The sequence below is a fragment of the Acidobacteriota bacterium genome (assembly GCA_016716905.1).
Classification (GTDB): Bacteria; Acidobacteriota; Vicinamibacteria; order Vicinamibacterales; family SCN-69-37; genus SYFT01.
This window is the reverse complement of record JADJUS010000004.1, coordinates 34,146-58,768: the sequence shown is the minus strand read 5'-3', so window position 1 is coordinate 58,768 and position 24,623 is coordinate 34,146. Positions and strand designations below refer to the sequence as shown.

At 64.5% G+C, this 24,623-nt stretch carries 15 protein-coding genes and 1 pseudogene; 8 read left to right on the top strand and 8 right to left on the bottom strand.

Features of this window, described 5'->3' with window-relative positions:
• Window positions 1-13: 13 nt before the first annotated feature.
• Complete coding sequence (locus IPL75_04075) at window positions 14-466, top strand: hypothetical protein (GenBank protein MBK9239439.1); 453 nt, start codon at window positions 14-16, stop codon at window positions 464-466.
• Between the two features lie 2 nt (window positions 467-468).
• Complete coding sequence (locus tag IPL75_04070; GenBank protein MBK9239438.1) at window positions 469-1,215, top strand: hypothetical protein; 747 nt, start codon at window positions 469-471, stop codon at window positions 1,213-1,215.
• A 1,312-nt stretch (window positions 1,216-2,527) separates the two neighbouring features.
• Here the strand turns inward: IPL75_04070 and IPL75_04065 are convergent.
• Both IPL75_04065 and IPL75_04060 read right to left on the bottom strand, forming a co-directional pair.
• A pseudogene (locus IPL75_04065) lies at window positions 2,528-3,319 on the bottom strand (beta-lactamase family protein).
• On the bottom strand, window positions 3,207-3,695 hold the full coding sequence (locus IPL75_04060) for a serine hydrolase (protein ID MBK9239437.1): 489 nt from the start codon (window positions 3,693-3,695) through the stop codon (window positions 3,207-3,209). The pseudogene IPL75_04065 and the gene IPL75_04060 overlap by 113 nt, the downstream one beginning before the upstream one ends.
• Window positions 3,696-3,802: 107 nt before the next feature.
• Here IPL75_04060 and IPL75_04055 point away from each other — a divergent pair, with 107 nt between their 5' ends.
• From IPL75_04055 to IPL75_04035, 5 genes are all read left to right on the top strand, one after another.
• Entirely contained in the window at window positions 3,803-4,096 is a 294-nt protein-coding gene (locus IPL75_04055; GenBank protein MBK9239436.1) for a hypothetical protein, read from the top strand.
• Window positions 4,093-4,515, top strand: a complete 423-nt coding sequence (locus IPL75_04050; GenBank protein ID MBK9239435.1) for a PIN domain-containing protein — start codon at window positions 4,093-4,095, stop codon at window positions 4,513-4,515. The genes IPL75_04055 and IPL75_04050 overlap by 4 nt, the downstream gene beginning before the upstream one ends.
• Window positions 4,516-4,554: 39 nt before the next feature.
• Complete coding sequence (locus IPL75_04045) at window positions 4,555-5,517, top strand: VWA domain-containing protein (GenBank protein ID MBK9239434.1); 963 nt, start codon at window positions 4,555-4,557, stop codon at window positions 5,515-5,517.
• Between the two features lie 15 nt (window positions 5,518-5,532).
• Window positions 5,533-7,650 carry a sulfatase-like hydrolase/transferase gene (locus tag IPL75_04040; protein MBK9239433.1) on the top strand — a complete coding sequence of 706 codons (2,118 nt, stop codon included), beginning with the start codon at window positions 5,533-5,535 and terminating at the stop codon, window positions 7,648-7,650.
• A gap of 867 nt (window positions 7,651-8,517) precedes the next feature.
• Window positions 8,518-9,771: a tetratricopeptide repeat protein gene (locus IPL75_04035; protein MBK9239432.1), complete on the top strand. Its 1,254-nt coding sequence runs from the start codon at window positions 8,518-8,520 to the stop codon at window positions 9,769-9,771.
• 69 nt (window positions 9,772-9,840) lie between these two features.
• Here IPL75_04035 and IPL75_04030 read toward each other — a convergent pair whose 3' ends face one another.
• Window positions 9,841-10,287, bottom strand: coding sequence for a hypothetical protein (locus IPL75_04030; GenBank protein MBK9239431.1), 447 nt, complete (start codon window positions 10,285-10,287; stop codon window positions 9,841-9,843).
• A complete protein-coding gene (locus IPL75_04025) occupies window positions 10,242-11,999 on the bottom strand; it encodes a VWA domain-containing protein (GenBank protein ID MBK9239430.1) in 1,758 nt (585 codons plus the stop codon). The genes IPL75_04030 and IPL75_04025 overlap by 46 nt, the downstream gene beginning before the upstream one ends.
• Before the next feature lie 93 nt (window positions 12,000-12,092).
• On the opposite strand from IPL75_04025, the gene IPL75_04020 reads away from it, so the two are divergent.
• Entirely contained in the window at window positions 12,093-13,388 is a 1,296-nt protein-coding gene (locus IPL75_04020) for a VWA domain-containing protein (protein ID MBK9239429.1), read from the top strand.
• Between the two features lies 1 nt (window position 13,389).
• Here IPL75_04020 and IPL75_04015 read toward each other — a convergent pair whose 3' ends face one another.
• From IPL75_04015 to IPL75_04000, 4 genes are all read right to left on the bottom strand, one after another.
• The gene (locus tag IPL75_04015; protein MBK9239428.1) at window positions 13,390-14,259 is read right to left on the bottom strand and encodes a hypothetical protein; all 870 of its coding nucleotides are present in this window, start codon (window positions 14,257-14,259) and stop codon (window positions 13,390-13,392) included.
• Between the two features lie 148 nt (window positions 14,260-14,407).
• Window positions 14,408-17,599: a carboxypeptidase regulatory-like domain-containing protein gene (locus IPL75_04010; protein MBK9239427.1), complete on the bottom strand. Its 3,192-nt coding sequence runs from the start codon at window positions 17,597-17,599 to the stop codon at window positions 14,408-14,410.
• Between the two features lie 254 nt (window positions 17,600-17,853).
• Window positions 17,854-21,051 carry a carboxypeptidase regulatory-like domain-containing protein gene (locus tag IPL75_04005; protein MBK9239426.1) on the bottom strand — a complete coding sequence of 1,066 codons (3,198 nt, stop codon included), beginning with the start codon at window positions 21,049-21,051 and terminating at the stop codon, window positions 17,854-17,856.
• 243 nt (window positions 21,052-21,294) lie between these two features.
• The gene (locus IPL75_04000; GenBank protein MBK9239425.1) at window positions 21,295-24,489 is read right to left on the bottom strand and encodes a carboxypeptidase regulatory-like domain-containing protein; all 3,195 of its coding nucleotides are present in this window, start codon (window positions 24,487-24,489) and stop codon (window positions 21,295-21,297) included.
• Window positions 24,490-24,623: the final 134 nt, after the last annotated feature.

Genomic DNA, 24,623 nt, shown 5'->3' with positions numbered 1-24,623 from the left:
TCCGGAGACACGCATGCTGACTTCACCCCGAATTGTTCGCCGGACCGCCACGCGAGTCTTCGCAACGCTGAGCGCCATCGCCCTTGGCGGGTTCTGGCCGTCAACCGCCCACGCTCAGAACGCGGCTCGGCCCGGCAAGTGGACCATCGAACTCTACGGCGGCGCGTCCTCCTCCTCATCGTCATCCTCGAGCGGAGGTGCGGTGCCGGCGTTCGCCCCAGGCACACCGTTCACGACTGAGTCCGGGCAGCCGAGTCGCGCTGTGTCCTCGTGGTACTTCGGCGATGGTGCTGGACTCCTGAATCAGGTGTTGGCGCGCTTCGAGGCCATTGACGGCACGCCATTCCCGGAACTCATCCCGATGGACGCCGCGTTCGGGCGCAACGGCGCCAGCCGCAAGAGAGCGGTAGCGCGTTTGGCCTGCGCGTGGGAAGGACGCTCACATCGAGGCTCAGCCTCGAGTTGAGTGTGGAGCGCAGTCTGGCGAAGCTGGCGCTGACCAGCGCCCTTCAGGACGCGTTGAAGGCCAGCAGCGACAGCTTCGAGGAATCGTTCCAGGCGTTGCTCGCGACGGCGCCGGTGACCAACCTCGTTGTCACGTCGCAGCTCACGACACCCGACCGGGCGAACAGCCAGACCCGAGTGGCAGGCGCGATGAAGTGGACGGTGCTCAGCGGAAGCAAGGTGGAGGCGTATCTGACTGCGGGAGGCGGGGTCATGCTCAACAGCGGCGAGGGGCCTCAGGCCGTTCTCAACGGCCGCTACACGTTCAGGCTTTTTGGCGCGTTCCTGATGGACGAGACCGATCGCGTGGTGGTGAGCGTGACCCAGCCAAAGAACAATGCGATGGGCCTTGTGGGCGGCGGCCTGACATACGACTTGTCTGAGCGCACAGGAATACGCGTCGACGCCCGCCTGCTCGTGAACTCAACGAAGGACGTCACGAAGCTGACGGCGGCACCCGCTGTGGCCACCGCCACAACCACCGGAGTATTGCCGTCGGCCACGAGCCCGGGCATTCAGTTCAGCACGCAGCCAAACGTGCGCTCGTCGCTGAGCGGGCCAAACCTGGCCGCCACCCCTCTTCGAAGGCTCGGGCACCAACAGGCAGGTGACGGTGACGATCGGGATATTCAGGAGGTTCTGAGTAGTCCTGGGTCCAGAGTCCTGGGTCCAGAGTTCTCGGTGCCGGCTTTGCCGGAACTTCCTTCTTAACTAAAGCCCGTGCGCCGAACGGCGCACGCACATCGAACCCTGGACCCAGGACCCTGGACCCAGGACTAGTAGAGCAGATACTTCGCCCGCAGCAGTCGCCACCGCGCTTCGCCGCCGCTCCAGGTGGCGGCGATCGCGGCGGGGTCGTCGCCGCTCTTGAGGCGCGCGAGGCCCGAGGCTGAGCCGAACAACCGCAATGAGGAATCGATCTCGAACTTGCCTGGGAATAGTCGCAGGAGCGCGGACGCGATTTCCACGCCGACGCGCACGGGCCGCACGGCATTCCGGTCGGTGACGACAATGAAGACGCCCTGGCAGAGTTCGTTGGCAAACTTGCTCGCGTTGGGCGTGAACTGTTCGGGATAGAAGCGCACGCCGGGATGGCCCGGGCGTTCAGCGCTTCTGCGAGGCGCACACCATCAATCCACGGCGCACCGATGTGTTCGAATGGCGTATCGGTGCCGCGCCCCACCGACAGGTTCGCGCTCTCGAATGACGCGAGTCCCGTGTACAACGTGGCAGCGTAGAGGTTGCGCATATTCGGTGACGGGCCAATCCACATCAGCCCCGTGTCATCGAACCAGGCGTCGCGCCGCCAGTTGCGCATCGCGACCACCGTCAGGTCCGCGCCGATCTTCTTCTCCGCATTGAACAGGCGCGCAAGTTCACCAAGCGTCATGCCGTGCCGTGTGGGCATCGCCGGCAGGTAGCCAATGAAGCTCACCGCGTCAGGATCGAGGACGGGGCCTTCGATGTGCACGCCGCCAATGGGGTTCGGCCGATCCAGCACGAAGACCTTGATCTTGCGCGACGCGGCCTCTTCCATCACATACGCCATCGTGGTCATGTAGGTGTAGAACCGCGCGCCAACGTCCTGCAGGTCGATGACGATGGCGTCGAGACCGGCGAGCATCGCGTCGGTCGGACGCCGTGAGTCGCCATACAGGGAGTGAATCGGCAGGTCGGTCTTGGCGTCGTGCGTGGAGGGCACAACGGCGTCCAGAATTCCGCGGATTCCGTGTTCAGGGCTGAAAAGGGCGGTCAGCTTCACGTCCGGGGCGGCGGCGAGTACGTCGATGGTTGCGGCGCCATCACGCGCGCGGCCGGTGTGGTTGGTGAGCAGGCCCACACGCAGGCCTTTGAGCGCCGCAAACCCGCCGGCGCGAAGCACATCGATGCCGTTCTGCACGGGTGCGTTCGTGGGTGCGGGCACGGCCGGCGTTTGTGACTCGAATGTCCGGCGGGTGCCGGCAAGCCCCGTTGCGGGCAGCGCGCTGAATGCAGACGCCGCGATCGTCGCCACGCGCGCGCGCAGGGGCGTGACGTCGCCCTTGCCTTCTGGATGCACACGGTTGGACATGAACACGACGAACACCTGAGTGGCTGGATCAACCCAGAGCGACGTGCCGGTGAAGCCCGTGTGTCCGAAGGAGCCGATGGGCAGCAGTTCGCCGCGGTTGGAGGAGTAAGACGAATCCAGGTCCCAGCCGAGTCCGCGCACACTGGGCAGACCATCAGGCGTGGACGGACTGGTCATGCGCGCCACAGCCAACGGCGAGAGCACCCGCGCGCCGTCCAATTCGCCGCCGCGCAGCAGCATGCGTGCGAAACGCGCGGTGTCGTCCGCCGTGCTGAACAGTCCCGCGTGGCCGGCCACACCGCCCATGCGGCGCGCCGTCGGGTCGTGCACCGTACCGCGAAGCATCTCGGCGCCAGGGCCGGCGCAGGGCCATCCGTACTGCGTGCAACTTTCCGTGGGCGCAATGCGGTCTCGCAGGACCGCAGCCGGGTTGAACATCGTGTCTGTCATGCCAAGCGGTTGGAACAGGCGCGTGGCCACAAACTGGTCGAAGGGTTGGCCACTGACTTTGGCCACGATGTCGGCCAGCAGGAAGAACCCGATGTCGCTATAGACGAACTGCCGGCCGGGTGCGGCGCCGAGCACTTCTTCGTTGGCAAGCGCCATGGCCGCCTCGTAGCCGACCCACGGATCAGCCAGGTCCACATCGGGCCGAAGGCCGGACATGTGCGTCAGGAGGTGGCGGACGGTGACGCGATCTTTGCCGTACTTCGCGAAGTCGGGGATGAACTGAGTCCACCGGATCGCTCAGGCGGATCTTGCCGTCTTCGACCAGCATCATCACCGCGCTTGTGGTGGCGATGACCTTGGTCAGCGAGGCCATGTCGAACATCGTGTCGAGGGTCATCACCTCGGGCGCGGGCACCAACGCGCGATGGCCGTACGCCTTTCGAAACACGACGGTGTCGCCCTGGCCGACCAGCACCACGGCACCCGGCAGTTTCTTCTCGGCGATCGCCTCGGCGACGACCTCGTCGATCTTCGCAAGCCGGGTGGCATCCACCCGGGCCGCACCCGTTGTGGCGGGCGTCGCCACCTGCGCCTGCGGCATCGTCACCGCCGCGGCCCAGGCCACCACTCCACATGCCACCAGCCACGGGAGCCGTTGTTCTCGCGTCATGGCGGCAATTATACGGGTGCCCCATTGGCTCATTGGCTCAATTTCAGCCGGCAGGCTGCCTCACGACCGGTCTTGCCAGGGCTGCGTCGATATGCAAATATGCTTTTATGCGCACTACGGTCATGTTCGACACCGCACTCATGCGACACGCGAAGGCGCGATCCGCCGAGCGCGGGGAGTCGCTGAAGACCTTGCTGTCGCGGGCCCTCGCGTCGGAGCTTGCGCTGCCCCAGTCGGCGCGGGGCCGCACTCGGGCACGTTTGCCGCTGTTTGGTGCCGCCACAGGGCCAGCGGTCGCCGCGACGAATGCGAGCCTCGAACAGGCGCTTGCTAACGCGGACGCGGAAGGGGTCAGTCCTCGATCGTCCCCGTCCACAGGGCGGGCTCGGGCTCGGCGATGAAATTACTGGATGTGAACGTGTGGCTCGCTGCTTCGTGGGGCCGCCATGCGCATCATTCGATCGCCAAACGCTGGATGGACCAGGAAGATGATGATCTGGCGTTTTGCCGGGTCACCGAGATGGCCTTCCTGCGCCTGGTCAGCAATCCGGCGGTGACGGGGACGGACGTTCAGACGCGGAAACAGGGGTGGGACCTGCTGCTGGCGCTCCAGGACGACCCGCGGGTCAGATTCCTCGGCGAGCCACGCGGCCTGGCGCCGGTGTGGATCACGCTCTCGAAGCGCAACGACAAAAGCCACTTGCTCTGGACCGACGACTATCTGGCCGCGTTCGCCCAGTCTGCACCTGCCACGCTCGTCACGCTCGACCGGAAGATCCGGACGAGATACCCCTCTGTGGACGTGCTCGCGTTGGCGTAGCCGATTCCTGCTACTCTTCCTCTGGAGGCTTCACGACACATGACGACTGACACACTTCGCCGCCGGGCCCTTGTGCCTCTGGCCGGCCTGCTCGGCCTTGCGGTGACGTTTGGGGCCTTCTCGACGCCCGAACTGACGGCGACCAGCCAGGAAGAAAAGATCCTCTATCTCACCGTCGTCGACAAGGACGGCAAGTCGGTGAAGGACCTGACGACGCCGGAAGTCCTCATCCGCGAAGACAACCAGGATCGCGAAGTGGTGAGCGTGAAGCGGTCGACAGCGCCGATGGCCATCGTGCTTTTGGCGGACACGACCAAGAACGCCGGCGAGGGCTCGATGATGAGCGGCAGCACTGGCGGCGCCCTGGGCCTCGGCTCCTTCTCGCCTGAACTCATCCGGGATATTCGCACCGCGATCGGTTCGTTCGTAAAGGACATGGCGTCCGTCAGCCCTGAAACGCAGATGGAATTGATGGAGTTTGGCCAGGCGGCGATCACCGTCACGAAGATGACGTCAAACGTGGCGGATCTTGAGAAGGGTGTGGCCCGGCTGTTCCCCAAGCCCGGGGCGGCCTCCGTGCTGCTCGAAGCGATTATCGAGGCGAGCAAGTCGCTGACGAAAGCCAAGTCGCCCCGCCGTAACATCGTCGCCCTCAACATCGAACCGGGCGACGAACAGAGCCGCCAGAACATCCGGCAGTTGCACGAAGAACTGTCGAAGTCCCACGCCAACCTCTGGGCGGTCTCGGTGCAGCCGGGCACGAATCAAAACGCGGTGCGTGGACTGGTCCTTGAGCAGTTGACCGCGAATACTGGTGGCCGGCGCGAGTTCATTCATGCGCAGTCGGCGCTGGAAGCCATGATGAAGAACATCGTGGACAACCTGAATCACCAGTACGAAGTGGTCTACAAGCGGCCCGGCGGCGGCAAGGCCCAGGGCGTGCTCGTGGGTGTCCGGCGTGACGGCCTGAAGCTCTACGCCAACAGGATTCCGCCGGCGTAGCGGGATTTCCGACTGATGATTCGTCGCGGGGCGTCCGTGGGCCTGGTGGCCCTCGTTGTGGCCGCCGGCACGGCCTGGCTGCTGAACCGTACCCCGGCGTACGAACTCGGCCAGCAGGCCGACCAGAACATCCTGCTCGTCACCATCGACACCCTGCGCGCCGACGCGCTGGGGTCGTACGGCGGCGCCGCAGCCACGCCAAACCTGGATGCGCTCGCCGCGCACGGCGCGCGCTTCACCTTCGCGCACTCCCACGCGGTGGTCACGCTCCCCTCACACACATCGATCCTCACGGGGCAGCTGCCGTACGAACACGGCATGCGCGACAACGCCGGGTTTCGCGTGAAAGACGGCACGGCCACACTCGCCACTCGTCTGAAGCCGCTGGGTTTTTCGACCGGCGCCTTCGTCGGGGGGTTCCCGCTCACCAAACGGTTCGGCCTGTCGCCGGGGTTTGACGTCTACGACGATCAAATCAGCGAGATGAAGAGCGACGTCACGTTCACGCTGCCCGAACGGCGGGCCGATGAAGTAGTGACACGTGCGCTCGACTGGGTCCGTCGCACACCTGGGAAGTTCTTTGGGTGGGTGCACGTCTTCGACCCGCACTCGCCCTACAAGCCGCCCGCCGAGTTCGCCGGCAAGTCGCCCCGCCCGTACGACGACGAAGTGGCGTGGGTGGATCACGCACTTGAACCACTGCTCACACACCTGGCCACGCTCTCGCGGCCCACCACGGTGATCGTCACGTCCGACCACGGCGAGAGCTTGGGCGAACATGGCGAAGAAACACACGGCATGTTCGCGTACGAGGGCACATTGCGTGTGCCGCTGATCGTGGCGACCATCCAGCCGGGCGGCGCCGCTGCGACACGCGGCAAAACGATCAACACGCCCGCTCGCCACATCGACATCGCCCCAACAGTGCTCGACGCCGTGGGCGTTCCCGTGGACCCGAAATGGCTGGGCACATCGTTGCGCCCGCTCATCGCCGATGGCGACGGCCCCGACCGGCCCAGCTACTTCGAATCCATGACTTTCAACCTCGTGCGCGGCTGGGCACCGCTCCGAGGCGTGCTGCAGGAGCGCACGAAATACATCGACCAGCCCATCCCCGAAATCTACGACCTGGCGGCAGACCCGGGCGAGTCGAGCAACATGGCATCCCGCCAACCCGAGCGGCTGCAAGTGCTGACGAATCTGCTTCGTACCTTCAGCACGGCGGCGCCTGATCGACCGGGACAGATTTCCGCCTCGGAGCGGGAGGCCTTGCGGTCGCTGAGCTATATCTCGGGCAGCGCGCCGGAGCGGACGGTGTTTACCGAAGCCGACGACCTCAAGAACCTGGTCACCATCGATCGCGACCTGCATCGCGCCTCCGAATTTTTCAGGGAGAATCGCACGGCTGAAGGCGTACAAATGCTTCGCAGCGTCATCTCCCGTCGTCCCGACACGGCCGACGCGTACATTTCGCTGGCGTACTCGGAGTGGGAGTCGGGCCAGTGGCCGGCGGCGATCGCCACGCTCGAGGCGGGCCTGGCGGCCGGCGCACCGGACCGAGACCTGCGCATCAGGCTCGGCATTTACCTGGCCGAGAGTGGCACCAATCTTCCGAAGGCGATAGCCCTGTTGGAATCTCTGCCGGACACCGACGTGGAGGGCCTCAACGCCCTCGGCCTTGCGTACGGTCGCGCGGGGCGCTTCCGGGACGCCATCGTGGTGTTCCAGAAAATTCTCACGCTCGACACCACCAGCGGCCTCGCGCATCAGAACATTGCGACGATGCTGCTGGAAGAGGCGGGGCGGCCCGGCGGTGACCGTGGTGCGAAACTACGCGAAGCAGAACAGTTCGCACGACGCGCGGTGGACATCGATCCGTCGCTGGCAAAGGGCTTCACCACACTGGGAGTCATTCTGGCGCAGACCAACCGGAAGCCTGACGCGATCGAGAGTTGGAAGCGCGCAGTGCAGCTGGACCCGAATGAGTTCGACGCACTCTATAACCTAATCGTATTGCTCGCCGACGCGGGCCGCATCGGTGAAGCACGCACGTTCGGCGAGCAATACGTCCGGACAGCGCCGCCGCAACTGGCCGGTGACGTCGAAGCGATCCGACAACTGCTGAGACGATGAAACGCCCGATACAGAAGCCTGCCGCTCCTGAGTCCATCGGCGCGACATGGTGGCCGATCGGAGTGGTTGTTGCCCTCGCGGCCATCCTGAAGTTGATCGTGGTCTGGCAGTTGGCCGACCACCCGCTGGTGCAGCCCGAAGTGGGTCTTGATACCACCGCCTACGCCGATCTCGCGCGCCGAGTGGTGGCCGGCGACCTTTCGTTGGGGCCGGGCCTCTATTACGTCTCTCCGCTTTACATCTACGTGCTGGCCGCTGGCCTGGCGCTGACCGACTCGTTCACGGCCGTGCGCGTGTTGCAGGCACTCATGGGCGCCCTTGCTGTCGGCGGGATCTGGACGATGGCGCGGGAGTGGAGCACGAGCCGGGCAGCCTGGTTCGCCGCCGGGCTTGCCGCAGTCACCGGGCTCATCACGTTTTACGAAGTACTGATCCTGCAGGCGTCGATTGATGTCGCACTCGCCACAGCGGCGCTGCTGGCGTTGACCTGGGCGCTGAAGGGCCGCGGCGCGCGCTGGTTCCTCATCGCTGGCATCGTCTTTGGCCTTGCCGCACTCAACCGGCCGAACATGGCGATTGCTGCCGCCGGCCTGGTGGCGGTGCTGCTGGCGACCAGGCGTGTGCGTCCGGCCGCGGTGCTCGTCGCCGGTGTCCTTCTGGGCATGGCGCCTGTCTCGATACGCAACGGCGTGGTGGCGGGTGAATGGTCGCCGGTGTCTTCGCACGGTGGGCTGAACTTCTACATCGGCAATTCCGAGACCGCCACCGGGTTTTACGCCGAAGTGCCGGGCATCACGCCCGACATCCAGGGCCAGTCGCGCGACGCGCGACGCGTGGCGGAACTGGCCCTGGGCCGGACGCTTTCCGATGCGGAGACCTCGGGACTATTTCTTCGACCTCGCGTTGAGCTGGATTGGCGAACATCCGCACCGGGCGGTTTTCTTGTTCCTGAAGAAATTCGGCTACGTGTTTCACGCGCAGCATGTGGCGCTGCCGTACTCGTATCCGTTTTTTGCCTATGACGCCAATACCGCGCTGAGGTTCTACGCGATCGGCCCGTGGCTGTTGATGCCGCTCGGTGTGGTGGGACTTGGCCTGTTGCTTCGCCGTGCCGACGATCGTTCGGCCGTGGTCTGGATCTCGTTCGTTCCGATCTATGCGATTTCCGTCGCGCTGTTTTTTATCGCCGAGCGGTACCGGCTGCCGCTGCTGGTACCGCTCTGTGTTGGATCGGGCATCGCGCTCGACGCGTTCGCCACGTACGTGACGCGCCGGCAGTGGCGCACGCTCGCGCTCCCGTTGCTCGCCCTCGTTGTAGGCCTTGTGGCGGTCAACTCGCCCTCATCGGTCGGCGACGATCGATGGAATGAGGGTTTGCGCATGGCCCAGCGCCTGATCATCCTGGGACGTGATGCCGAAGCTGCGGACTGGGTTCGCAAGCTCGAGCCGACGGCGCCCAGGCCAGGCGCCGCCCATTACGGCGCCGGCGTTCAGTACATGCTCGGCGGGAAGAACGACCGGGCGCTCACGTACCTCGCCGAAGCTCAACGCCTGAACCCGGGCGGGGCCGACCTCGAATACGCGCTCGGCCAGGCGTTGCTCAAGGCTGGACGGGCCGCTGAGGCGCTACCCCATCTGCGAAAGGGCGTTGACGCCGGCACGAAGGCGCGTGTGGCCGGTTATGACCTTGCGGTCGCCCTGCAGGCCACCGGCGACCCCAGGGGCGCGGCAGAGGCCATCAAGCGCATCACTCCGGCGCCGGGAGACGACGCGGAGGTGTGGCTGCAGATTGGCCGCCTGGCGGCGGCCGTGCAGGCGCCTGATGTGGCCGAGCCGTTCTTCAGGCGTGGCGCCGCCTTGGCGCCGGGCTCCGCTGCGGCACGCCTGCAGTACGGACTCAACCTGCTGGTGCTGAACCGCATCGAAGACGCCGCGCGTGAGTTCGGGGCCAGCGCCCGGCTGGACCCTCGCGACGCCGATGCGTTCGCGCACCTGGCCTACTGCGAGCTCGTGCTGGGACGCCTTGTCGAAGCGCGCACGCACGCCGACAACGCACTCGCGCTCAACCCCACGCACGCGCTGGCGACCGCCGTGCGCGCGAAGCTCCAAGAAAATTCGTAGCGCGGCCTGGGTCTCAAGGCCGCGGCCCTTCCGCGCGCTTGAGACCCAGCGCGCGCTACGAAATGCAGACTACTTCTTTCTCACCGTCGCGATCGCTGCGCCGGCTGGTTGGCCACCGACGCGGACGTTGGCGCGCAGACGGTAGACACCCGGCTTGAGGTCGTCGATGGGGTACTCAACGACCATGCGAAGGACGCCGGGTGAGAACTGGGGGACCACTTCGCGCTCGTCGACAGGTTCGGTTTCGCCGGCGCGCGTGAGGACCAACTCCACCTGGACGTCGTTCTTCAGGGCGTCGAGCACACCGGGCGCGCCACCGGCCGGCGCGTAGAGTTCCAACAGCGCCTGAAGGCTTGTGGCCGCCGCCGGCAGTTCTTCAAGCGCCATACCGTGCGGCTGCCCCTTGGCATCCACCCACGCGACGATCAGGTCGCTGGCGGCAAACGGTCCCATCGTGCTGAGCGACGCGTCTACCGGCACCTCCAGCGCGCCCAGAGCGCCTGTGGCATCGGCCACGGCCAGCCGCAGTTGATAGGAGCCGGGTTCAGCCGGCAGCGACACGGACAAGGTGAACGGCTCGCCGGCGGCGGGCACGGCGATCTCACGACGGCCGGTGGTGATGGCCCCAGCGCGGCGCCGTCCTTCACCAGGCCGAACATCGCCACCAGCGGCCCACGCACGGTGCCGGGGATCTCCGCATTCACGCTGAGGTCCAGGGAGGACGATGACGATCGGCGGAGTGCAGTGGCCACCTTGAGAGGCACGGCACCGTGCGACTGGCCCTGGCCGATCGCCGTCCTGAGTTTGTCGTCCACAGTTGGCTCTGCGGGGGCGAACGGCGACAACGGTGGTGCCACGCCGTGACGATTCGCGAGCACGGTGAGACCCTTGCGACCCACCTTGGCTTCGACGCTCGTGATGCGCGACGGCTCGACGTCGGGCGGTGGCTCGACGCCCAGGCGATACACGGCGGAACTGGCATTTCGCACCCGAGCGAAGAACGTGTCTGGCTGGCCGATGATCCGATAGAACTGCCCTCCCGCCATTTCGGCGGCCAGCTGTGCGCCGGCCAGGAACATCGCGTTGTCTTCGATGCGGCGCTGCGGTGCACCTGTGTCGGTGATCGGGGGAGGAGCTGCATTCGATGGCGCCCTCTGTCGCCGCCCGCCATCCGTCAGGCTCAGGTCGCGCTCCTCCATCAAGACGCTGACCTGAACGCCCGCGGCAGCCGCCGCCCTCGCGAGTGGCGTCAGCTGCGAGGCATCACGCCCAACGGCCAGGCCATCAGACATCACTACGAGATGCCGAAGGCCCGTCGCGGCCTTCATGGCTTCGATCACCGAAACATAAGATGCGACCTGCCGTCGCGTGACTTGTTTGACCTGCGTGGCAATGGTCCTGGCCTGTCTGCCGACTTGTGCCGCGCAGTCGTTCTGTGCCATGAGAACTTCGAGCACCGTGCTGTCAACCGGGCTGTCGGGAAGGGACCGTTTCCCTTCGAAGCAGGCATTGGCAATCGCCACCTTGAGAACCTCGTTGTTACCATTCGAGATCTCAAGGGCCTGGTGGACTCCGACGGACCCGTCGGCATCGGGAGACGCGGTGTCGGCCGCATCGGCGCCGGGAGGTGTCAACGCCTGGAAATCGCTCGCTTCGCCGGCGACATGATCAAGGGCCGAGCGAATCCTGGTCCGATCAGTCGTGGGATTGATGGCGGCCGTTCCGCTGGTCGTGGCCAGGCCGACGACGTCGGAAGCCGGCAGGTTGCTAACGAACTTCTTTGCCGCCAGGAACATCGCCTTGCCGCGCATCGGCGCAAACGACAAATCATCGATGAGGAGGACAAACACCCGATCTTCACCCGCCTTAACGGCCGCGGCCACGACGCCCTCGTTCGTGACCGTCTGGCGCCCCTGCCGAACGCCCTCCGGGGCCTCGGCCAGTTTGGGCACAACGGCTGCGGCGGTCGGCGCAAGTGCCCCGGCCGCCTGCACGAAGCTCAGTACCTTCACAGGGCGGACCTTGCCGTTCAGTTTCACTTCAAAATCACCGGCCGCGAGGCCGGGCACAGGCTTGCCGTCCCGGTCGAGAACGGACACATCCACGGTCACGAGTGTGACCGCGCTTCGGAACGTCGGTAGTTGCTGCGCGTCAGGAGCGGCCACAATGGCCAGAGCAAGCACCAGTGGGAGCAGGGGCATCCGGCAGGAACGGGCTGGGCTCTTCATGATTTTCCGTCCCGCCATGGTAACTCCACCCAAGCGCCGGGTGTAAGATCCTGTCCCACGGCCTTTAATACTGGGAGTTCCCACATGCGTGGCATGCGCGCCATATCCCTCTTTGCCCTCGCCCTCTGGGTGATCTGTGTCCCCGGAGTCTCAACCGCGCCAGTTCCGCCAGTTCCGCCAGTTCCGTCAGTTCCGTCAGTCCAGCAGCCTCAGGCCACCTTCCGCACCACCACGTCACTGGTCGAAGTGGATGTCGTCATTCACGACAAGAAGGGCGACTTTGTCGGCGGGTTGACGGCCGGCGACCTGCAACTGTTCGAAGACGGCAAGCCCCAGAAGATCGAACAGTTCTACATGGTGTCGCACGAGCGGGGCGGGCAGCTCATTCCCGTCACCGGCGACCAGGACGTGGCGCCTGAAGACCGGGCGCGGCGCATCTTCGTGGTCATGTTCGACGAGGGCCACCTCGCACACGAGTCTCTGATGCGCAGCAAGGTGGGCGTGAGCCAGTTCATCAAGGAGAACATTGGCCCGGGCGATTTTGGCGGGATCTTCCAGAACGGCAAGATGCACAACGGGCGCCTGACCACGAGCCCGGCCGAACTCCTGGCCGGCGTCAACAGCGTGACCGTCGGGTTCGAGAACCGCCAGTCGCTGCTCTCGACGTTTCGCGAGTTCCCGAGGATCCCGAGCGAGATCGACGCCATGCGCATCTCGGAGGGCTCCACCGAGGTGGCGCGACGCGTGGGTCTGGCCGTCTGCCAGGAAGACCCGCAGTCGTGCCTGCTCAACGGCGGCTTGAACCAGGTGGAAAACCAGATCCAGCAGAAATCGCGACTCTACGTCCGCCAGGCGCGCATCCTGATGTACACGACGCTGCAGAACCTGCGTTATGTGGTCAGCCGCCTCAGCCGGATCCCCGGCCGGAAGACCCTGATCTTCCTCACGGAAGGGTTCTTCGTCGAGGAATCGCGCGACGACCTGCTGGCCATCGGCGCGGACGCGGCCCGCGGCGGGACGACGATCTACTCGATCGATGGACGCGGCCTGATTGGCGCGCCCTCTGCGACATCGGACGCACTGCGCGTGGAAGCCGGCCGGTCTACCGCTTTTGACAGCGGCGAGGCCGCGCCGTTCCTGCTCACGTCGGCCACGGGCGGCCTGCGCATCCAGAACATCGACTTCATCAGCCGGGCGTTCAACATGGTCGTGCGCGACACCAGCACCTACTACGTGATTGGGTATCGTCCCGACAACGCCGTGATGGACGGCAAGTTCCGCAAGATTGAAGTGAAGGCGAACGTGTCGGGCGTCAATGTCCGCTCGCGCAAGGGCTATGCAGCCGTCGCGCTGCCCCCCATGCAGGCCATCCGCGAAGGATGGAAATAGTTTACTTAATCGTGATCTTCACCTCGAAGCGGCGGTAGTTCCGGTACTCGGCCACGCTGCGAATTTCCTCGAACTGCGTCTGGATTCGCGTGCGGGGGTCGGACGCGATTTGCACTCTGGCGCCTTCAAGGTAGTGCTCGATGAACCGGGTCGGCACCCACATGCCGAGCCTGGCGTCCGGGGCATACTCCGTGGTCAGTTCCGCAATCACGGCCCCCAGCGTCGTCCTCAGCATCGCCTGGCTGATGCGGCCGGTGGCCGCGTGCACGACGAACTCGCCAACTGAGGGCACAGGCGTACGCGACAGGTCCTGGATCAGGGTGTCGGGCACACGGGCTTCCTTCGCGGCGATCGTCACCCAGACACCGTCAGGCTTTTTCTGCACGCGCTTGCGTTCAAACGTCACGTGCGGACGGTAGCGGTCTGCGAGCAGCAGCAGGCTCAGCGTCGGCTCGTTGAAGTTGCGGACAATGCGGCCCAGGTTGAACCGCGAGTTGTATTTCTTGAACGTCCTGGCCACCTCGCCTGGCGGGAGCGTGCGCAGGGCTTCGCGCAGGTTGGGCCGCTCCTTGAGGGGCTTGCCGTTCTGCGAGAGGACGTCGCGGATGGCCATCCAGTCGCTGCCGGGCGCGTACATGAAGAACACCTCACTCTGAAGGGTTCTCAGGCGCGGCATGTTGTCTTCGCGCGGCGTCTGACCGTGAATCTGCTGCCGGTATTCCTCGTCGGCCAGAATGGCGGTGAGCTCCCGCTGGTAGCCGTTAACGTAAGCGGCGGCGGCCGCTACGACCGCCTCAAGGCTCGTCGGGTCTTCCACCGCCGGCTGTGAGCGTAGGGCGTGCGGCAGCGCTACGGCGACCAGCAGGCTCACGACGAGCGCATGTCTCAACGCAGCCTCCAATGGATGGCGGGCAAAAAAAACGGCCCCGGGCATTGTATGCCCGGGGCCGGTGAGTGTGCCTCGCGTTTGTCCGCCTTCGCCCAAGGGCTACGGCGGGACTAGACGCGGCTCGCCGCGTCTAGAACCAGACGGTCACGCCGGCGCGGAAGACCCGCGGTGGCAGGATCGAGTTGATGCGCTCGGCCGGGATGATGGGGTTCGCCGTCGTGCCCAGTGAGCTCAGGTTGTTGCTCGAGAAGCCGAGGACGGGCGCCGCGTTCAGGATGTTGAACCCGTCCACCGTCATCTTCACGCGGTTCTGGCCGCCACGGAACGTGAACGTCTTGTTCAGGCCCATGTCCCACAGCACGGTCTTCTCGAGGCGCGTCGAGCCACCCTTTTCGAAGTTCAGCGTGTTGTAGGTGATGTTGCCCGTCGTGCCGCCGTACACATTGCCCGGTCCGTTGATGGACATGTTGCGGTTGGCACCGTCGTTCATGTTGAAGTTCGTGGACGCCATGATGCCCCAGGGCAGGTCATAGCTGCCGTTGACCTTCAGCAGGTAGCGCGAGCCGGTGTTGATGCCGTCGAAGAGATCCACACCGGTCGGGTTGGTGTAGAAGACGTCGTAGTCATTGCGCTTCTGGATGGTGACCGCGATGTTCAGCTGCCACTTGTCGCTGTAACGCTTGTTCAGCGTCAGGTCCACGCCCTGATACACCTCGTAGTCCAGGTTCGTCTTGGTGATCGTCGGGCCTGAGGGCCGCGTCAGCCCCTGCTGCACCGTGTAGTAGGTCGCCGTCTTGCCGGTGACCGTGTCGGTGTGCGTGAGCGGTGCGCCGTAGATGTTCGACTGGGGGAAGCCAGCCGCACCCGGCTCGTAGCCGATGATGTAGGCCGCCGTGCCGTAGTCGTACTTCCGGTAGATGTAGTCAGCGCCCACTGCCAGGTTGGCGATGAGCTCGTGCGACAGACCGACCGTCATCTCGCGCGTACGGGCGAGCTTCGCATCGTCAGCCACGCGGTTACCGGAGGCGACGAGCACGCCGTTCACGAATTCGGCCGGGAAGTTCGGCGTGCCCAGCAGTTCGGGACGCTGAATGAAGCCGTCGCGGTTCGCGTCGTTCCAGCAGGTGGAGTTCGCGGTCGTGCTGCACGCGCCGCTGTTCTGGTTGGTGCCCCACGTGAGACCGACGCCGCCGAGACCCGACAGGGCGTTGGCCAGCGTGATCTTGGTCGCGTAGTAGTAGGAACCGGTCATCTTCGCTGCCGTCTTGCCGTCACCGAAGACGTCATAGGTCAACGACATGCGCGGCGAGAACTGCGAGAACGCCCGCAGCTTTTCGTCCTGGCCGGTGATCGGGCTGATGCCGCCCGTCAGTTCGCCTTCGCACTGGCCCGGGAGGAGATCCGGCACCAACGCGTTCGCCGTTACGCAACCACCCATCCACTTCGACTGCTGCCAGTCGTAGCGCAGGCCGGCGTTCACGCGCAGCCGCTTGTAGCTGTAGGAATCCTGGATGTAGCCGTTGTACGACCACCAGTCGTTGTTGGTCAGCGAGTCGCGCGTCGCGGACGCGGCGCGCGGCACCAGGCCCTGCGTCGCGCCGCCCACGGCCACGTACGTCCGGCCATCGCCGCAACCTGCCAGCGCATTGCCCACGCACTGCACGGTGGCCCGGCCGCCGCCGCTGATGTGGTTGAACGTGGTGATCGGGTTCTTGCGGTAGCCGACGCCGAACTTCAGGCTGTGGTCGCCGCCGAGCACGTTGGTCAGGAAGTAGGTGCCGTCCGTCTTGAGGTCCAGCGAGGGACGCACGGTCTGGTAGGAGTTACCCAGCGAGCGGCTCAGGTTGCCCGTGGTCGCGATGGTCTGCGGCTGGATGTTGAACATGCAGGTCGGGTCGGCCGTCTGCGGATACGACGACAACTGGATGTCGCCCGTGTAGCGCGTGTTGCCGCAGGAGCCCTGCGAGTCCTGGTAGTCGAGGAAGAACCCGCCGAACACCTTCGTGAACGCCGTGTTGAACACGAGCCGGTCGCTCGCGATGAACGTGTGCGTGATCTGGTGGGTCGGGAGCGGGAAGTACTTCCAGTACGTCTCAGACGTCTGGATCGTGACCGCTTCCTTTTCGGTGTCGGCCGACGCGCCGCGCGCGTTGCGGAACTTGTTGTCGCTCATGAACAGGTACTGGAACTTGTGCGAGGCGTTCAGCTGGTAGTTGACCTTGGCCTGCTTGTTCTTGATGACCGTCTTGTCGCTCGAGAGGCAGTCCTGCACGTCCGCCAGGTTGGCATACGTCAGGGAGCCGCCGGTCAGCAGCGAACCCGCGCGCTGTGCATCGGCATACGGCACGCACTCGGCGCGCGAACGGTCGAAGTAGTTCACGACGCCCGCGTCGATGAGCTGCTTGTCGGCCGCCGCCCACCACCAGAGACGGTTCTTCACGATCGGGCCGCCGTACTCACCCGAGATGTTGTAGATCTTCTTGATCGGCGCGCCCGACAGGAAGCCGCCCGTGCCTCGCTTGAACTGGTCCTCGGTCACGTTGTTCGCCTGCATCGCGTCGTTCTGGAACGTGCCCACGGCCGAACCCTTGAACACGTTGCTGCCGCTCTTGGTCACCAGGTTGATCGACAGGCCCGACGACTGCACGGAGACGTCGCCGCCGCCATTGGTCACCGAAATCTGGTCGAACGAGTCAAAGTTGAAGTAGCTGGGCGATGAGTTCGACGACAGGTCCGTGATCGACCCGCCTTCCAGGTTCCACTGCACGCTGGCACCCGTGCCGCGCGACTCAAGGCCGACCTGCTGGCCCGACGACGAGCCGCCGACGTTGAGACCGGCCTGCACGCCCGGGGTCATGTTGATGATCTGCCACGGGTCGCGCGCGGTCGGAATCTTCTCGAGAATTTCCGACGTGAACGTCGCACCCGACGTGGTCTTCTTCGTGTCAACGACGGGGGCCGCCGCTGAGACGGTGAGTTCTTCCGACATCGCGCCGACTTCCATCTTCATGTCGATGGGCGCGTTGAACCCGCTGGTAATCACAATGTTGTTGCGCACGACTTTTTTGAAGCCGCTCAGTTCAAACGTCACCGAGAACGTGCCGTTCGGCACGGTCGGAAACTGGTACGCGCCACTGCTGCCAGTGACCACCACCAACGGCGCCTGCAGCGCCGGTCCTGCCACGGTCACCGTCACGCCGGGCAGCACGCCGCCGGACGTATCAGTGGCCTTGCCGAAGATCGAACCCTGGGCCAGGGCCGCTCCGGTCATCATCACGGTCGCCACAGCGGCGAACGCCATCACTCGAAAGACTCGCATCATCCTGTTCTCCTCCATCCGTCACAAAAAAGTCAGATGCAGGACAAGAGCGTAAACGCCCTTTAACCGGAATCGGACCATTGCGACGGTGAGGCATCCTACGGCCGGTGGGCGCATTCGGTCAAGGCGGAGTGCGAGAATTTATGATGCTATACCCAGTAGGGGTATATTGTCGACCCCGTTTTGTGTGCGTTACAAAAAAACGGCCCCGGGCGATAAACGCCCGGGGCCGGTATGTCTTCCCGCCTACGCCCTCGTTAGAACCAGATTGTCACGCCGGCGCGGAAAACGCGCGGCGGGAGGATCGTCGAGATGCGCTCGGCCGGAATGATCGGGTTCGCCGTCGTTCCCCTCGTGCTGATGTTCTGGCTCGAGAAGCTGAGGACGGGCGCCGAGTTCAGGACGTTGAATCCATCAATCGTCACCTTGACGCGGTTCTGGCCGCCACGGAACGTGAACGTCTTGTTCAAGCCCGCATCCCAGAGGACCGTCTTCTCCAGGCGTGTGGTGTCCGCCGGCTCGAACGTGAGCGTGGCGTAGTTGATGGTGCCCGACGTGCCGCCGTAGACCTGACCGGGTCCATCAATCAGCATGGTCCGCTGCGCGCCATCATTCATGTTGAAGTTGGTGGACGCCATGACGCCCCACGGCAGGTCATAGCTGCCATTGACCTTCAGCAGGTACCGCGACTGGGTGTTGAGGCCCTGTGTGAGGTCCACACCCGTCGGGTTGGTGAAGTAGACATCCTGGTCGTTGCGCTTCTGGATCGTCAGCGCCACGTTGAACTGCCACTTGTCGCTGTAGCGCTTGTTCAGCGTCAGGTCCACGCCCTGGTACGTCTGGTAGTCCGGGTTCGTCGCCGTGACGGTTGTCCCGGTCGGCCGGGTCAGCCCCTGCTGCACGGTGTAGTAGTTCGCCGTCTTGCCGGTGATCGTGTCCGTGTGAACGCTCGGGGTGGTGTTGTAGATGTTCGACACCGGGTACCCCGCCGCGCCAGGCTCGTAACCCAGCACGTAGTTCTGCGTGCCACGGTCATAACGCCGGTAGATGTAGTCGGCGCCCACCGCCAGGTTGGCAATCAGTTCGTGTGACAGACCCGCGGTGAATTCCCGCGTGCGAGCGAGTTGGGCATCTTCGGAGACCAGGTTGCCGCCGGGCTGCAGCACGCCGTTAATGAAGTTCGCCGGTCCCGTCGGTGTGCCGATGAGCTCACCCGGCTGGACGAACCCATCGCGGTTCGCGTCGGTCCAGCAGGTGGAACCGGCGGCCGTGGCACACGCGCCGCTGGTCTGGTTGTTGCCCCAGGTCAGGCCGACGGTGGTCGGCAGACCGGACAACGCATTCGCCAGCGTGATCTTCGTCGCGTAGTAGTAGGAACCGGTCAGCTTCGCGGCCGTCTTGCCGTCGCCGAAGATGTCATACGTCAGCGACATGCGGGGCGACCAGTTCGAGAACGGCCGGATCTCTTCCACCTGACCAGTGATCGGGCTCAAACCGCTCGACGTTTCTTCGTCACACTGCGCCGGCAGCATCGTCGGCACCAGCACGTTCGCGGTCAGGCAGCCACCCATCCACTTCGACTGCTGCCAGTCGTAGCGCAGGCCCGCGTTCACACGCAGGCGCTTGTAGCTGTAGGAGTCCTGGATGTAGCCGTTGTACGACCACCAGTCGTTGTTCAGCAGGGAATCACGCTGCAGCACGGCGTTGCGCGGCACCAGGCCGGTCGCCGAGCCCACCGCCACATACGTCTTGGCATCGCCGCAGTTCGCCAGCGCATTGCCGACGCACTGCACCACGGCCCGGCCGCCGCCGCTCTCGTGCGAGAACGAGGTGATCGGGTTCTTGCGGTAGCCCACGCCGAACTTCAAGCTGTGGTCGCCGCCCAGCACGTTGGTCAGGAAGTACGTGCCGTCCGTCTTGAGGTCCAGCGACGGCCGTACCGTCTGGTACGACGCGCCCAGCGACCGGCTCAGGTTGCCGGTGGTCTGGATGGTCTGGGGCTGGATGTTGAACATGCAGTTCGGGTTCGCCGACTGCGGATACGACGCCAGGTCGGTGGACCCGGTGTACCGCGTGCCGCCGCAGGCGCCCTGCGAGTCCTGGTAGTCGAGGAAGAATCCGCCGAACACTTTCGTGAACGCGGTGTTGAACACGAGCCGGTCGCTCACGATGAACGTGTGCGTCAGCTGGTGCGTCGGGAGCGGGAAGTACTTCCAGTACGTTTCAGACGTCTGGATCGTGACCGCTTCCTTTTCGGTGTTCGCCGACGCGCCGCGCGCGTTGCGGAACTTGTTGTCGCTCATGAACAGGTACTGGAACTTGTGCGACGCGTTCAGCTGGTAGTTCAGCTTGCCCTGCTTGTTCTTGATGACCGTCTTGTCGCTCGACAGGCAATCCTGCACCGTCTCGAGGTCACCATACGTGATGGCGTTGGCGCCCGTCAGCAAGGAGCCCGCGCGCTGCGCGTCGGCATAACCCACGCACTCCGCCCTGGCACGGTCGAAGTAGTTCACGACGCCTGCGTCGATGAGCTGCTTGTCGGCCGCCACCCACCACCAGAGACGATTCTTCACCACCGGGCCGCCGTACTCACCCGAGATGTTGTAGATCTTCTTGATCGGCGCGCCCGACAGGAAGCCCGACGTGCCCCGCGCAAACTGCGCTTCGGTCACGTTGTTGTTCTGCATCTTGTCGTTCTGAAACGTGCCCACGGCCGAGCCCTTGAACACGTTGCTGCCGCTCTTGGTCACCAGATTGATCGACAGGCCCGACGACTGCACCGACACATCGCCGCCGCCGTTCGTGACCGAGATCTGGTCGAACGAGTCGAAGTTGAAGTAGCTCGGGGACGAGTTCGACGACAGGTCCGTGATCGACCCGCCTTCCAGATTCCACTGCACGCTCGCGCCCGTGCCGCGCGACGCCAGACCCACCTGCTGGCCCGACGACGAGCCGCCGACGTTGAGACCGGCCTGCACGCCCGGGGTCATGTTGATGATCTGCCACGGGTCACGCGCCGTCGGAATCTTCTCGAGGATTTCCGACGTGAACGTCGCACCCGACGTGGTCTTCTTCGTGTCGACCACGGGGGCCGCGGCCGAGACGGTGAGTTCTTCCGACATCGCGCCGACTTCCATCTTCATGTCGATGGGCGCGTTGAACCCGCTGCTAATCACAATGTTATTGCGAACAACTTTCTTGAAGCCGCTCAGTTCAAACGAAACAGAAAATGTCCCGTTCGGCACCGTCGGAAACTGGTACGCACCACTGCTGCCAGTAACCACCACCAACGGCGCCTGCAGTGCAGGCCCGCTCACGGTCACGGTCACTCCCGGCAGCACACCACCGGACGTGTCAGTCGCTTTCCCGAAGATCGACCCCTGCGCCAGGGCCGCTCCAGTCATCATCACGGTCGCCACGGCGGCGAACGTCATCACCCGAAACACTCGCATCATCAGTTTTTTCTCCTCCATCCGTCACAAGGAAGTCAGCTGCCGTCGGAGCGAGATGCACTTTGACGACAGCCGGATCATTGGAACGGTAGGAGCAGGCTAGTGCTGCGCTGCAAGGTGGTCAAGACTCTCTGACCGCAGTCGGACATAAAAAAACGGCCCCGGACACAAGTGTCCGGGGCCGGTCTGTTTTCTCCCGCCTACGCCCTAGGGGCTACGGCGAGGCTTCGGCGGACTACGCCGTTGTTAGAACCAGATCGTCACGCCTGCGCGGAAGACCCGCGGCGGCAGGATCGAGCTGATGCGTTCGGCCGGAATGACCGGGTTCGCCGTCGTGCCGAGCGAGCTGATGTTGTTGCTCGAGAAGCCGAGGACGGGCGCCGCGTTCAGGATGTTGAACCCGTCGAGCGTGACCTTCACGCGGTTCTGGCCGCCGCGGAACGTGAACGTCTTGTTCAGGCCCGCGTCCCACAGCATCGTCCGCTCCAGACGAGTCGTCCCGCCTGCCTGGAAGTTGAGCGAGGCGTAGTTGATCGTGCCTGACGTGCCGCCGTACACCTGGCCTGGACCGTTGATGGCCAGGTCGCGGTTCGCGCCGTCGTTCATGTTGAAGTTCGTGGACGCCATGATGCCCCAGGGCAGGTCATAGCTGCCGTTGACCTTCACCAGATACCGCGTGCCCGTGTTGATGCCATCAAACAGGTCCACACCGGTCGGGTTCGTGAAGTACTCGTCGTAGTCGTTGCGCTTCTGGATCGTGACTGCGATGTTCAGCTGCCACTTGTCGCTGTAGCGCTTGTTCAGGGTCAGGTCCACGCCCTGGTACGTCTGATAGTCAAGGTTCAACGCGGTGACCGTCTGACCGGTCGGCCGCGTCAGCCCCTGCTGTACCGTGTAGTAGTTCGCCGTCTTGCCGGTGACGGTGTCGGTATAGACCAGCGGGGTCGTGTTGTAGATGCTCGACACCGGGAAGCCCGCGGCCCCTGGCTCGTAGCCGAGGACGTATCCCTGCGTACCACGATCGTAACGTCGGTAGATGTAGTCGGCACCCACCGCCAGGTTCGGAATGAGCTCGTGCGACACGCCGAGCGTCATTTCCCGCGTCCGGGCCAGCTGCGCGGCGTCTGACACGATGTTGCCTCCGGGCTGCAACACACCGTTAATGAAGTTGCTCGGTCCGGTTGGGACGCCGATGAGCTCCCCCGTCTGGACAAACCCGTCACGATTCGCGTCGGTCCAGCAGGTCGCGCCCGCGGCCGTGGCGCACGCACCGCTCGTCTGGTTGGCGCCCCAGGTCAGGCCGACAGTGGTCGGCAGACCGGACAGCGCGTTGGCCAGCGTGATCTTCGTGGCGTAATAAAACGACCCCGTGGCCTTCAGCGCGGTCTTGCCGTTGCCGAATACGTCGTAGGTCAACGACATGCGGGGCGACCACGTCGAGAAGGGTCGAATCTCTTCCACCTGGCCCGTGATTGGGCTCAGGCCGCTTGACGTCGCTTCGTCACACTGCGCCGGCAGGAGTGTCGGCACCAGCACGTTCGCCGTCACGCAGCCGCCCATCCACTTCGACTGCTGCCAGTCGTAACGCAGGCCGGCGTTCACGCGCAGCCGCTTGTAGCTGTACGAATCCTGGATGTAGCCGTTGTACGACCACCAGTCATTGTTCAACACCGAGTCGCGATTCAGGTTGGCATTGCGGGGCACCAAGCCTGTCGCGGAGCCCACGGCCACGTAGGTCTTGGCATCGCCGCAGTTCGCGAGCGTATTGCCGACGCACTGCACCACGGCCCGGCCGCCGCCACTCTCGTGCGAGAACGACGTGATCGGGTTCTTGCGGTAGCCCACGCCGAACTTCAAGCTGTGGTCGCCGCCGAGCACGTTGGTCAGGAAGTAGGTGCCGTCCGTCTTGAGGTCCAGCGACGGCCGCACCGTCTGATACGACGCACCCAACGACCGGCTCAGGTTGCCCGTGGTCTGGATCGTCTGTGGCTGGATGTTGAACATGCAGGTGGGCTTGGCCGCTTGCGGGTACGACGAGATGTCGCTCGATCCGCTGTACCGCGTGCCGCCGCAGTCGCCCTGCGTGTCCTGGTAGTCCAGGAAGAAGCCGCCGAACACCTTCGTGAACGCCGTGTTGAACACGAGCCGGTCGCTCGCGATGAACGTGTGCGTGAGCTGGTGGGTCGGGAGCGGGAAGTACTTCCAGTACGTCTCGGACGTCTGAATCGTAACCGCTTCCTTCTCGGTGTTCGCTGACGCGCCGCGCGCGTTGCGGAACTTGTTGTCGCTCATGAACAAGTACTGGAACTTGTGCGACGCGTTCAGCTGGTAGTTCAGCTTGCCCTGCTTGTTCTTGATGATCGTTTTGTCGCTCGAGAGGCAGTCCTGCACCTGCTCGAGGTTGGCATACGTCAAGGTACCGCCGGTCAGCAGCGAACCCGCGCGCTGGGCGTCGGCATAACCCACGCACTCCGCGCGGGCGCGATCGAAGTAGTTCACGACGCCGGCGTCGATGAGTTGCTTGTCGGCCGCGGCCCACCACCAGAGCCGGTTCTTCACAATCGGGCCGCCGTACTCGCCCGAGATGTTGTAGATCTTCTTGATCGGCGCACCTGACAAGAAGCCGCCCGTGCCGCGCGCAAACTGCGTCTCGGTCACGTTGTTGTTCTGCATCTTGTCGTTCTGGAACGTGCCGACGGCCGAGCCCTTGAACACGTTGCTGCCGCTCTTGGTCACCAGGTTGATCGACAGGCCCGACGACTGCACGGAGACGTCGCCGCCGCCGTTCGTGACCGAGATCTGGTCGAACGAGTCAAAGTTGAAGTAGCTGGGCGACGAGTTCGACGACAGGTCCGTGATCGACCCGCCTTCCAGGTTCCACTGCACGCTCGCGCCCGTGCCGCGCGACGCCAGACCCACCTGCTGGCCCGACGACGAGCCGCCGACGTTGAGGCCGGCCTGCACGCCCGGGGTCATATTGATGATCTGCCAGGGGTCACGCGCGGTCGGAATCTTCTCAAGGATCTCCGACGTGAACGTCGCACCCGATGTGGTCTTCTTCGTGTCGACCACGGGGGCCGCCGCCGAGACGGTGAGTTCTTCCGACATCGCACCGACTTCCATCTTCATGTCGATGGGCGCGTTGAACCCGCTGGTAATCACAACGCCGTTGCGCACGACTTTCTTGAAGCCGCTCAGTTCAAACGAAACGGAAAATGTCCCGTTCGGCACCGACGGAAACTGGTACGCGCCACTGCTGCCGGTCACCACCACGAGCGGCGCCTGCAGCGCCGGTCCCGCCACGGTTACGGTCACTCCCGGCAACACACCGCCGGACGTGTCAGTCGCTTTTCCGAAGATCGAACCCTGGGCCAGGGCCGCTCCGGTCATCATCACCGTCGCTACAACGGCAAATGCCATCACTCGAAAGACTCGCATCATCCTTTTCTCCTCCATCAGTCACTGCAGGGTCAGGTTCACGTCGAACCCGTTCACAACCGCACACGCAATGTGCGAAGAGGGTCAAACCCCCATCACCAGCCAAGCTGTTGTAATGGCGCGGATACTATCGTGGA

Excerpts from the sequence above, each read along its gene's own strand:
- IPL75_04075 (MBK9239439.1), top strand. The coding sequence starts at position 14 with ATGCTGACTTCACCCCGAATTGTTCGCCGGACCGCCACGCGAGTCTTC.
- IPL75_04060 (MBK9239437.1), bottom strand. The coding sequence starts at position 3,695 with ATGACGCGAGAACAACGGCTCCCGTGGCTGGTGGCATGTGGAGTGGTG.
- IPL75_04055 (MBK9239436.1), top strand. The coding sequence starts at position 3,803 with ATGCGCACTACGGTCATGTTCGACACCGCACTCATGCGACACGCGAAG.
- IPL75_04050 (MBK9239435.1), top strand. The coding sequence starts at position 4,093 with ATGAAATTACTGGATGTGAACGTGTGGCTCGCTGCTTCGTGGGGCCGC.
- IPL75_04045 (MBK9239434.1), top strand. The coding sequence starts at position 4,555 with ATGACGACTGACACACTTCGCCGCCGGGCCCTTGTGCCTCTGGCCGGC.
- IPL75_04040 (MBK9239433.1), top strand. The coding sequence starts at position 5,533 with ATGATTCGTCGCGGGGCGTCCGTGGGCCTGGTGGCCCTCGTTGTGGCC.
- IPL75_04035 (MBK9239432.1), top strand. The coding sequence starts at position 8,518 with ATGCGGAGACCTCGGGACTATTTCTTCGACCTCGCGTTGAGCTGGATT.
- IPL75_04025 (MBK9239430.1), bottom strand. The coding sequence starts at position 11,999 with ATGAAGAGCCCAGCCCGTTCCTGCCGGATGCCCCTGCTCCCACTGGTG.
- IPL75_04020 (MBK9239429.1), top strand. The coding sequence starts at position 12,093 with ATGCGCGCCATATCCCTCTTTGCCCTCGCCCTCTGGGTGATCTGTGTC.
- IPL75_04010 (MBK9239427.1), bottom strand. The coding sequence starts at position 17,599 with ATGATGCGAGTCTTTCGAGTGATGGCGTTCGCCGCTGTGGCGACCGTG.
- IPL75_04005 (MBK9239426.1), bottom strand. The coding sequence starts at position 21,051 with ATGATGCGAGTGTTTCGGGTGATGACGTTCGCCGCCGTGGCGACCGTG.
- IPL75_04000 (MBK9239425.1), bottom strand. The coding sequence starts at position 24,489 with ATGATGCGAGTCTTTCGAGTGATGGCATTTGCCGTTGTAGCGACGGTG.